This window comes from Streptomyces sp. NPDC031111, assembly GCF_055570675.1.
On the sequence record NZ_JBVIGS010000002.1, the window covers coordinates 608,745 to 619,955 of the forward strand.

Annotated in this window: 8 protein-coding genes; 4 read left to right on the forward strand and 4 right to left on the reverse strand. The window is 71.4% G+C overall.

What is annotated here, in order from left to right; translation table 11 throughout:
- Nucleotides 1-34 precede the first annotated feature (34 nt).
- The gene (locus ACZ470_RS06480) at nt 35-1,027 is read left to right on the forward strand and encodes a translation initiation factor 2 (protein WP_468424933.1); all 993 of its coding nucleotides are present in this window, start codon (nt 35-37) and stop codon (nt 1,025-1,027) included.
- A gap of 75 nt (nt 1,028-1,102) precedes the next feature.
- A complete protein-coding gene (locus ACZ470_RS06485; protein ID WP_468424935.1) occupies nt 1,103-3,136 on the forward strand; it encodes a thioredoxin domain-containing protein in 2,034 nt (677 codons plus the stop codon).
- A gap of 110 nt (nt 3,137-3,246) precedes the next feature.
- On the opposite strand, the gene ACZ470_RS06490 is transcribed toward ACZ470_RS06485, so the two are convergent.
- From ACZ470_RS06490 to trhA, 4 genes are all read right to left on the reverse strand, one after another.
- The gene (locus tag ACZ470_RS06490) at nt 3,247-3,978 is read right to left on the reverse strand and encodes a Mut7-C RNAse domain-containing protein (protein ID WP_468424936.1); all 732 of its coding nucleotides are present in this window, start codon (nt 3,976-3,978) and stop codon (nt 3,247-3,249) included.
- A gap of 34 nt (nt 3,979-4,012) precedes the next feature.
- Nucleotides 4,013-4,645, reverse strand: a complete 633-nt coding sequence (locus ACZ470_RS06495; RefSeq protein WP_468424938.1) for a TetR/AcrR family transcriptional regulator — start codon at nt 4,643-4,645, stop codon at nt 4,013-4,015.
- Between the two features lie 5 nt (nt 4,646-4,650).
- On the reverse strand, nt 4,651-6,216 hold the full coding sequence (locus ACZ470_RS06500; protein ID WP_468424939.1) for an MFS transporter: 1,566 nt from the start codon (nt 6,214-6,216) through the stop codon (nt 4,651-4,653).
- Nucleotides 6,217-6,316: 100 nt separating this feature from the next.
- The gene (trhA, locus tag ACZ470_RS06505) at nt 6,317-7,030 is read right to left on the reverse strand and encodes a PAQR family membrane homeostasis protein TrhA (RefSeq protein ID WP_468424940.1); all 714 of its coding nucleotides are present in this window, start codon (nt 7,028-7,030) and stop codon (nt 6,317-6,319) included.
- A 327-nt stretch (nt 7,031-7,357) separates the two neighbouring features.
- On the opposite strand from trhA, the gene ACZ470_RS06510 reads away from it, so the two are divergent.
- Nucleotides 7,358-9,178, forward strand: coding sequence for a phosphoenolpyruvate carboxykinase (GTP) (locus tag ACZ470_RS06510; RefSeq protein WP_468424942.1), 1,821 nt, complete (start codon nt 7,358-7,360; stop codon nt 9,176-9,178).
- A gap of 298 nt (nt 9,179-9,476) precedes the next feature.
- Nucleotides 9,477-11,207, forward strand: coding sequence for an Ig-like domain repeat protein (locus ACZ470_RS06515; protein WP_468424943.1), 1,731 nt, complete (start codon nt 9,477-9,479; stop codon nt 11,205-11,207).
- Nucleotides 11,208-11,211: the final 4 nt, after the last annotated feature.

The following is an 11,211-nucleotide window of genomic DNA, read 5'->3' on the forward strand; positions in this document are numbered from 1 at the left end:
GCTTCAACGAAGCTTACTGAACGGGGTGTTGATAATGCGCCGGGACAGGTTCACCGTGATCGGCAGGGAGACCGGCTGTCACATCTTCGAGGGCGACGGGACCCGTCCCATCCGCGAGGACGACGTCCGCGTCAAGTACCGGGCGAAGCGCGTGGAGTTCCCCGAGGAGATCGGCGGCTGGCGGCACGCCATCCAGGCGGAGGAGCGGCGCAAGGAGGCCCTCGGTCTGCCGCACCGCTGGAACAACGACCGCTTCGCCGTGGAGCGGGTCGTCGTGACCCGCACCCATCTGGCCGAGGACCCCGTCGTCACCCTCACCCTCCAGGACGCCGACTACTTCGACTTCCTCACCACATCCCTCAATCTCGAACGCAAGCAGCAGAACGGTCTCACCCTGCGCAAGCAGTACCTGGAGAGCGAGGACCCGGTCCACGCCCCGGTGTGGATGAACTGCAGCTTCGGCGTCAACGTGGCGCTGGAGACCGGCAAGGACGGCAAGATGCTGTTCTCGCGGCGCAGCGCCCACGTGGCCGGCCCGAACAGCTCCCGGTGGAACTCCTCCGCCAACGAGGGCATGGCCCGCATGCACGACCTCCCCGAGGACGGCAGCCCGATCAGCCTGCACGCGGTGGCCCGGCGCGCCCTGTTCGAGGAGCTCGCCGTCCACGCCTCCGACGAGCTCGACCTGGAGCTCCTCGGCTTCGGCCTGGACCTGGACAACCACCAGTGGGCGGCCTTCTTCCGCGCGGTGCTGCCCGATCTCGACGAGGAGACCCTGCGGCTGCGCTGGACCCGGGGCGTCGCCGACAAGTGGGAGCACGACCGCTTCGAGTTCGTGCCCGCCGACCCCGTCTCCGTGCTCGGCTTCATGGCCGACGAGCCGGCGGAGCGGTGGACCCCGTGCGCCCCGGCCCTCTTCTACCTCGCCCTGGTGCGCGGCGCCGTCCGACGGGCCGACGGCGACCCCGCCGCACGCTTCGCGGTCGAGACGGCCGAGCAACAGGTCATGGAGGCCCGGGGGCTCTAGCGGGTCGGAGGACACGCGGGGGGTCGGGGCCCCGTCCGTTCCGCGGGGCGCGGCCGGGTGCGCGAGGATGGACGCATGGCGAACCGACTTGCGCAGGCCACGTCCCCCTACCTCCTCCAGCACGCCGACAATCCCGTCGACTGGTGGTCCTGGTCCGAGGAGGCCTTCGCCGAGGCGCGGCGGCGCGATGTGCCGGTGCTGCTGAGCGTCGGCTACTCGAGCTGCCACTGGTGCCATGTGATGGCGCACGAGTCCTTCGAGGACCAGGCCACCGCCGACGACATGAACGCGCACTTCGTCAGCGTCAAGGTGGACCGGGAGGAGCGCCCCGACGTCGACGCCGTCTACATGGAGGCGGTGCAGGCGGCGACCGGGCAGGGCGGCTGGCCGATGACCGTGTTCCTCACCCCCGACGCCGAGCCGTTCTACTTCGGTACGTACTTCCCGCCCGCCCCCCGGCACGGCATGCCGTCCTTCCGGCAGGTCCTCCAGGGCGTCCACCAGGCGTGGGCCGAGCGGCGCGGCGAGGTCGACGAGGTGGCGGGGAAGATCGCCCGGGACCTGGCGGGCCGGGAGCTCTCCTACGGTGACGACCGGGTGCCCGGCGAGCCCGAGCTGGCGCAGGCGCTGCTCGGGCTGACCAGGGAGTACGACCCGCAGCGCGGCGGATTCGGCGGGGCACCGAAGTTCCCGCCGTCCATGGTGATCGAGTTCCTGCTGCGGCACCACGCCCGCACCGGCGCCGAGGGCGCCCTCCAGATGGCGGCGGACACCTGCGAGCGCATGGCGCGCGGCGGGATGTACGACCAGCTCGGCGGCGGCTTCGCGCGGTACTCCGTCGACCGCGACTGGGTCGTGCCGCACTTCGAGAAGATGCTCTACGACAACGCGCTGCTGTGCCGGGCCTACGCCCACCTCTGGCGGTCCACCGGCTCCGAACTCGCCCGCCGGGTGGCGCTGGAGACCGCCGACTTCATGGTCCGCGAACTGCGCACCCCCGAGGGCGGTTTCGCCTCGGCGCTGGACGCCGACAGCGACGACGGCACGGGGCGGCACGTCGAGGGCGCGTACTACGTGTGGACGCCCGCGCAGCTGCGCGAGGTCCTCGGGGACGACGACGCGGAACTCGCCGCGCGGTACTTCGGGGTGACCGAGGAGGGCACCTTCGAGGAGGGCGCCTCGGTGCTGCAACTGCCGCAGCGGGACGAGGTGTTCGACGCCGGACGGATCGACGGCATCAAGGAGCGGCTGCTCGCGGCCCGTTCCGCGCGGCCGGCTCCCGGCCGGGACGACAAGGTGGTCGCCGCCTGGAACGGCCTCGCGATCGCCGCGCTCGCCGAGACCGGGGCCTACTTCGACCGGCCGGACCTGACGGAGGCCGCCGTCGCCGCCGGTGACCTGCTGGTACGGCTGCACCTGGACGACCAGGCCCGTATCGCCCGCACCAGCAAGGACGGCCGGGTCGGCGCCAACGCGGGGGTGCTGGAGGACTACGCCGACGTCGCCGAGGGCTTCCTGGCGCTGGCCTCGGTGACCGGCGAGGGCGTCTGGCTGGACTTCGCCGGACTGCTGCTCGACCACGTCCTGGCCCGCTTCACCGACCCCGAGTCGGGCGCGCTGTACGACACGGCGTCCGATGCGGAGCGGCTCATCCGGCGTCCCCAGGACCCGACCGACAACGCCGCCCCGTCCGGCTGGACCGCCGCCGCGGGCGCCCTGCTGAGCTATGCCGCGCACACCGGCAGCGAGCCGCATCGCACCGCCGCCGAACGGGCGCTGGGCGTGGTGAAGGCGCTGGGCCCGCGTGTCCCGAGGTTCGTCGGCTGGGGGCTCGCGGTCGCCGAGGCCCTGCTGGACGGTCCGCGGGAGATCGCGGTGGTCGGCCCGGCGCTGGACGACCCGGCCACGACCACCCTGCACCGCACGGCCCTCCTCGGTCCCGCCCCCGGCGCGGTGGTCGCCGTCGGTATCCCCGACAGCGACGAGTTCCCCCTACTCGCCGACCGCCCGTTGGTCCAGAACCAACCGGCCGCCTACGTCTGCCGCAACTTCACCTGCGACGCCCCCACAACAGACCCGGACCAACTTCAGACAACACTGGCCAACTGAAACCCCCTAGGGGCGCGGGGCTGTGTCGATATGCGGCTCCGCCGCGTGGGCGCGACCAGCCACAACGGCGCCGCAGTTCCCCACCACCGCACCCCTACGGCGCTCCAAAGTCAACGCCGCCCCGCGCGCAAAGCCAGCGCACGCTCAACAATCGCAACAAGTTGCTCATGATGCGCCCCCTTCCAGTACGCCCGCCCGCACGCCTCACACCGCGCGAACACGTCGTACGTGCGATGCGTCCCACCCTTCAACTGGTCCGCGACCTCCTCCTTCGTGGCCTGGCGCAACAGCCCGTTGCAGGCGGTGCACCGGCTCCACGGCCGCAGCTCGGGGTCGAACCGCTCCAGTACGTACGTGAGTTGCTCCTCGGGCCGGGTGCTGTAGACGAACGCCCCCGCCCACAGCTCACGCCGCCGCAGCAGCCCCCGGTCCCGGCTGAGCATCACCCGCTTCTCCGCCGCCGACCGCGCGGCCAGCGCCGGATCGCCGATGTCCGTCGACTCGTACGCCGTGTCGACGCCCAGCAGCCGCAGCCGGCGGGCCAGCGTGCCCAGGTGCACGTCGAGCAGGAAGCGCAGGGGAGCGCCGGGCACCCGCTGGGGGTGGGCGACGGCGCGTACGGTCACCGACTCGCCCGCGGCCGGGACATGCCCGGTCGGCACCTCGCGGCCGTCCACGAGCATCGCGCCCACCTCGGTCAGCGGGACTCCTAGGGACTCGACGACATGGCCGAGGCTGGAGACGCCGTCGGTGGCGGTCTTCGTGGCGCCGGTGGGGCGTGCCTGGGGGACGAAGAGCAGCAGTTCGGGGTCGAACTCGACGTGGATCTCGGGACCGTTCACCCGGCCAAGGATGTCATGTCCGGCGTCCGCCGCCTCAGGATTTCGCGGTGGGCAGGCCGTGCTCGAAGACGCCGAGGGCCCGGTCGACGATGTCGGCGAAGTCGTCCCGGTGGCTGTGCTCGGCCCAGTACTTCGTGGCCTCCAGCAGGCCGCCCATCAGGGACATCGTGTACACCCGCACCTCCAGGCCCTCCGGGTCGAGGCCGGTGCGCAGGGCGATCGCGTCGGCGAGCAGCCCTCCCGTGGCCGACAGGCCGTCCATGATCCGGGAGCGCACCGCGGGCACCTCGAGCATGAGCCGCGCCCGCAGCAGCGTCTCCTCGGGCTGCTCGGCCATCGCGAGAGCGATGGCGCGGCGCATCACGTACCGGATGGAGTCCAGCCACGGTTCGTCGGCGGGCCGGGAGGCGAGTTCGGCGAGCAGCGGCTCGTCGTACTCGTCGGTGAGGACGATGTCCTCCTTGGTGGGGAAGTAGCGGAAGACGGTCGACGGCGACACGTCGGCGCGTTCGGCGATCTGCTCGACCGTCGTGGCCTCGTACCCCTGCTCCCGGATCAGCGAGTAGGTCGCGGTGCGGATCGCCTCGCGGGTCTTGATCTTCTTCCGCTCGCGCAGCCCGGGGCGGGGCGGACCGGCGGGGGTGAGGGAGGATCGTGCGGCCGTCATGCTGGTCATTGTCGGGCATCCGCCTCCGCGGCGGCCATGTCACCCGGGCTGTCCTCCGGGGCCCGGCCCGCCGCGGTGTCCGGCAGGAACACGGCCGTGAGCAGCGCCGTCACCAGCGACGCGATGCCGCACACCACGAGCACCGTGCCCATCCCCTCCAGGTACGCGGCGTCGGCGGAGCGGGCGAGGGCGGGCAGATCCAGTTGCCCGGCGACGGCGTGCCCCCCGCTGAGCGACTCCCGGGCGGCCTCGGCGGCGGGCGCCGGCAGTCCACCGGTGTCGAGACGGTCGGCGTAGGTGTCGGCGACGAGGCTGCCGAGGAGGGCGATGCCGACGGCGCCGCCCACCTGGCGCAGCGTCATCAGCAGGGCGGAGCCGCTGCCGGCCGCGTCGGCGGGGATGCCGCCGAGCGCCGCGTCCATCGCGGGCACCATCGCCAGGCCGAAGCCGAGGCCGGCGATCGTCAGCCACAGCGCGGTGAACCCGTAGCCCGTGCTGGTCGAGGTCAGGGAGCCGAGGAGGGCGGCGAAGCACAGCACCACCAGCCCGGTGGAGACCACCGGGCGCGGGCCGAGCCGCCGTACCAAGGGGGTGCTCGCGCGTGCGGAGACCAGCAGGCCGCCCATCATCGGCAGCAGCCGCAGCCCGGTGCCGAAGGCGTCGCTGCCGCCGATCTCCTGGAGATACGTCGGCAGCAGGAACAGCAGCCCGGCGAAGACGAACGTGCCGAGCGTCGCGGACAGGACGTTGAAGAGGAAGACGCGCCGCCCCAGCAGGGCCAGGTCGAGCATGGGCCGTACGGCGCGCCGCTCGCGCACCACGAGCCCGGCCAGCAGCAGCGCCGACAGGGCGAACGAGCCGAGCACCCAGGCGCCGGTCCAGCCGCGCACCGGCCCCTCGATGATGCCGAAGACCAGCGCGCCGAGGCCGAGCGCGCTGAACGCCGTGGACAGCGCGTCGACCCTGGGGGAGGAGGGGTCCCGGGACTCGGGCAGCAGGAACAGGCAGGCGGCGATGCCGGCGGCGGCCATCGGGATGTTGATCAGGAAGATCGAGCCCCACCAGTAGTGGTCGAGCAGCAGCCCGCCGACGAGCGGGCCGAGCGGCATCCCGGCGGCCATGGAGGCGGTGACCGCGGCGACCGCCTTGCCGCGCTCCTCCTCGCCGAACATCGACGGCAGCACGGACAGTCCCAGCGGAATGACCAGCGCGGCCCCGAGACCCATCGCCGAGCGGGCCGCGACGACGAGTCCCGGCGCGTCGGTGAGGGCACCGGCCAGGGACCCGAGGAGGAACACGCAGAGCCCCACCACCAGCATGCGGCGCCGTCCGAACCGGTCGCCGAGCAGACCGGCGGGCAGCATCAGCGCCGCGAACACCACGATGTACGAGTCCACGATCCACTGGAGCTCACCGGTGCTCGCCTCCAACTGCGCGGCCATGGTCGGCAGCGCGACGTTGAGGATCGTCAGGTCGAAGCCGAGGGTGAGCATGCTCGCGACCAGGGCGCCCAGGGCCCACCAGCGGCGGGGGTCGGCGTGCGTGGAGTGCGGCGTGGTGACAGTGGCCATAAAATGAGAGTAACTCTCAAAAGAGTTGGACTGTCAATCCGCCGAAGGCATGAAAAAGGCCGCGGCGTCGAAGCCGCGGCCGGTCGGGACGGGGGAGCGCCTACGCGTGCTGGTACGCCACCAGCGAGATCCCGACGTAGTGCGCGATGAAGGCGGCCAGGGTGAACGAGTGGAAGACCTCGTGGAAGCCGAACCAGCGCGGGGACGGGTTGGGCTTCTTGATGCCGTAGATCACCCCGCCCGCGCTGTAGAGCAGCCCGCCGACGACCACCAGGACGAGTACCGCGATGCCGCCGGTGCGCATGAAGTCCGGCAGGAAGAAGACGGCCGCCCAGCCCATCGCGATGTAGCAGGGCGTGTAGAGCCAGCGCGGGGCGCCGACCCAGAAGACCCGGAAGACGATTCCCGCGGCCGCCGCCGCCCAGATGCCCCACAGCAGCCACCGGCCCTTGGAGTCGGGCAGCAGCAGGATGGTCAGCGGGGTGTAGGTGCCCGCGATGATCAGGAAGATGTTGGCGTGGTCGAGGCGGCGCAGCACCCCGTCCATCCGGGGGCTCCAGTTGCCCCGGTGGTAGAGCGCGCTCACGCCGAACAGCAGGCAGGCCGTGAGGGCGTAGACGCCGCACGCGAGGCGTCCGCGGGGCGAGTCGGCGAAGGCGGTGAGCGCCAGTCCGGCGACCAGGGCAGCGGGGAACATGCCGAGGTGCAGCCAGCCGCGGAGCTTGGGCTTGACGGGGTGCGGCAGGGAGGTCGCCACCGGGCCGGGGCCGTCGGCCGGCGGTTCCGTCGGGGCGTCGGGGGCGAACGCAGTCATGTCCCGCATCGTACCTACGGAACCGTAAGTTACGGCTCCCCGTGACGAATTGGGCCCCCCGAAGTGGCCATCATCTCACGCCGCCCCGCTGGGAAGTCACGCAAAGAAATCGTCACGTCCACCCAACGTGTGCGTAAAGGCGCACGAAAAACCGTGGTCATCGTCACGTTGCTCACCTGTGCGGCCCTCTGGACAGATGGGCGCTCACGTCGGATGATCAAATGAGTGCGGTCGACACCGGATGAGCGCCAAGCTCCCACCGTGAAGCATCCGGGTCGCAGCCCCCACGGGGCCTCCAAACAAAAAATCCCTCATTTAGGAGCAATCGTGGCGCGCGACATCGCGGCTCCCAGCGTCCCCACCACCCACCAGGGACTGATCTCCTGGGTCAACGAGATCGCAGACCTGACGCAGCCGGACCAGGTGGTCTGGTGCGACGGCTCAGAGGCCGAGTACGAGCGCCTGTGCGGGGAGCTCGTCGCCAAGGGCACCTTCCGGAAGCTCGACCCGATCAAGCGCCCCAACTCCTACTACGCGGCCTCCGACCCCACCGACGTCGCCCGCGTCGAGGACCGGACGTTCATCTGCTCCGAGAAGGAGGAGGACGCGGGTCCCACCAACCACTGGAAGGCCCCCGCCGAGATGCGGGACATCTTCCAGGGCGAGAAGGGCGTCTTCCGCGGCTCGATGAAGGGCCGCACCATGTACGTCGTGCCCTTCTGCATGGGCCCCCTCGGCTCGCCGCTGTCCGCCATCGGCGTCGAGATCACCGACTCCGCGTACGTCGCGGTCTCCATGCGCACCATGACCCGCATGGGCCGTCCGGTCCTGGACGAGCTCGGCTCCGACGGCTTCTTCGTCAAGGCCGTCCACTCGGTCGGCGCCCCGCTGGAGCCCGGCCAGGAGGACGTCCCCTGGCCCTGCAACCGGACCAAGTACATCTCCCACTTCCCCGAGGACCGCGAGATCTGGTCCTACGGCTCGGGCTACGGCGGCAACGCCCTGCTCGGCAAGAAGTGCTACGCCCTGCGCATCGCCTCCGTCATGGCCCGCGACGAGGGCTGGCTCGCCGAGCACATGCTCATCCTCAAGCTGACCCCGCCGCAGGGGGAGTCCAAGTACGTCGCCGCCGCCTTCCCGTCGGCCTGCGGCAAGACCAACCTCGCCATGCTGGAGCCCACCATCTCCGGCTGGACGGTCGAGACGATCGGCGACGACATCGCCTGGATGCGCTTCGGCGAGGACGGCCGCCTCTACGCCATCAACCCCGAGGCCGGCTTCTTCGGCGTCGCCCCCGGCACCGGTGAGCACACCAACGCCAACGCCATGAAGACCCTCTGGGGCAACTCGGTCTTCACCAACGTCGCCCTCACCGACGACGGCGACGTCTGGTGGGAGGGCATGACCGAGGAGACCCCGGCCCACCTCACCGACTGGAAGGGCAACGACTGGACCCCCGAGTCCGGCACGCCCGCCGCCCACCCCAACGCCCGCTTCACCACCCCCGCCGCGCAGTGCCCGATCATCGCGCCGGAGTGGGAGGACCCCAAGGGCGTGCCGATCTCCGCGATCCTCTTCGGCGGGCGCCGCGCCAGCGCCGTACCGCTGGTGACGGAGTCCTTCGACTGGAACCACGGCGTCTTCCTCGGCGCCAACGTGGCCAGTGAGAAGACCGCCGCCGCCGAGGGCAAGGTCGGCGAGCTGCGCCGCGACCCCTTCGCCATGCTGCCGTTCTGCGGCTACAACATGGGCGACTACATGGCGCACTGGATCGACGTGGCCAAGGACAAGGACCAGTCCAAGCTGCCGAAGATCTACTACGTCAACTGGTTCCGCAAGAACGACGAGGGCAAGTTCGTCTGGCCCGGCTTCGGAGAGAACTCCCGCGTCCTGAAGTGGATCGTGGAGCGCCTGGAGGGCAGGGCGGAGGGCGTCGAGACCCCGATCGGCGTGCTCCCGGCCAAGGCCGCGCTGGACACCGACGGCCTGGACCTGTCCGACGCCGACCTGGACTTCCTGCTCACCGTCGACAAGGAGGTGTGGCGCGAGGAGGCCGCCCTGGTCCCCGAGCACCTCAACACCTTCGGCGAGCACACGCCCAAGGAGCTGTGGGACGAGTACCGCGCCCTGGTGGAGCGCCTGGGCTGACGCCCGCACAGACTCCGCGGCCGGTCGCCACTCGGTTTGAGGATGCCCTGACCAGCGATCGTCACGCCACGACCGGCCGCGGAACACACCGGCGAGGCCCGCACAACGGCGTGCGGGACCCCGGGCCTGCCGTCGTCGCCTCCGCCCGCCCCGGCGGAATGGGCGACGGCAGGCCCTCGCCCATTCCCACCCACGGCGTGTCCCCCTTGCCCAAGTGATCTTCACGCCTGTTTCATGCTCTTCACGGGTGTCTCACCTCCCGCGTGAGACCCTCAAACACAGCCTGTGGGGGGCACAGTTGAATACAGCACACCGTCCCAGACGTCTGGCGGCCACCGTCCTCGCCGCCGCACTCGCCGGGACCGGACTCACCGTCGCCGTCGCGCCCGCGGCGCACGCGGCGGCTTCCGACAGCGTGGCCAAGCTGCCGTTCACCTCGTACTCGGCGCTGGCCGTCGACAACGTCCACCAGCGCGTCTTCCTCGCCGACGCCGCCGTGGGCTCGAGCTCCAACTACGGCCAGATCGCCGTCTACACCTTCCAGGGCGAGCGGATCTCCACCATCAACACCTCGTACCACGTCTCCGGACTGGCGCTCAGCGCCGACGCGAGCACGCTCTACGTCGGTGAGCGCTTCCGGATCTCCGCATACGACACGACCACGCTGGCCCTCAAGAGCGCGCCCAACGCGCCCACCGACAACTGCGGCCGCGAGGTCGTCGTCGCGGGTGGCAAGCCGTACTACACCTCGCAGTACACCAACTACCTGTCCGAGTGCGCCACGGCGACGAGCTACGTGGACAACATCACCAACGGCGGCTGGCAGCGCACCGGTTGGAACGACTCCGGCAAGCTCCTGCTGGAGGGCGGCCCGAACGGCACGTTCGTGATGGGCCAGGCGCTCAACTCCTCGGCGCCCAACCCGTTCGTCAGCGTCTTCGACGGCAGCGGCGAGACCCCCGTACGGAACGCCACCCGCCGGTTCGCCGACGACAGCGGCGCCAGCGCGCTGAACCTGAAGGACGTCGCCGTCTCCCCGGACGGCGCGAAGGTCGCTCTCGCCGACGCCTCCGCCGGCACCCGGCTGCTGAACGCCGGTGACCTGTCGGACGCGGCCCACGGCTACCGGCCCCTGCCCGCGGGCGCCACCGCCAGCTCGGTCGCCTTCAGCGGCGACGGCAAGTACGTCGCACGCGGCGCCTCGGCCACCGGCGCCACCCCCGACCTCCTGGTCCAGCCCGCCGACCCGAGGGACTCGACCGCCCCGCTGGAGTTCGTCTTCGAGGGCAGCCAGGACGGCGACCGGGTCGCGCCGCGCGGCACGGAGTGGTCCGCCGACGGCTCCCGGCTCTTCACGGTCACCACCAACGCGACCGGCACCCAGTACTGGCTGCACATCATCCAGCCCCCGGCCGTCCAGTACGACGTCCGCCTCGGCGAAACGTTCACCCACAGCCCCGCCCAGGCCGTCGCGGGCGAGCCGCTGTCGGTGCGGGGCCGGCTGGAGTACGACGGCCCCGCGCCCGCCGAGCCGCTGAAGGTCAAGGCGACCCGCACGGACGCGAACGGCACCCACGACCTGGGCACCTTCACCGTCAAGGAGGACGGCTCCTACACCGTCCTCGACGAGCCCGGCCTGGTCGGCGACGCCACCTACACCGTGTCCTACCTCGGTGACCTCACCCACCGCCCGGCCACCGACGTCACCCACACCGTGTCCGTCGGCAAGGCCCCCACCTCGATCGCGCTGACCGCCCCGGCGGAGGCATCGATGAGCTCCGGCGTCCGGATCACCGGCACCTTCACCGCGCAGGGCAGGGCCCTGCCGGACCGGGCGGTGCTGAAGGTGGAGCGCACCGACCGGCTCGGCACCGGCACCCTGTCGTCGGTGACGGTCGCCGCGGACGGCACCTTCACCATCGACGACATCCCGCGCACCCGGCGGGACACGACGTACACGGTGAGCTGGCCGGGCGACGACCTGCACCACGGCTCGACGGCCTCGGCGACGGTCCACGTCACACGCTGATCCG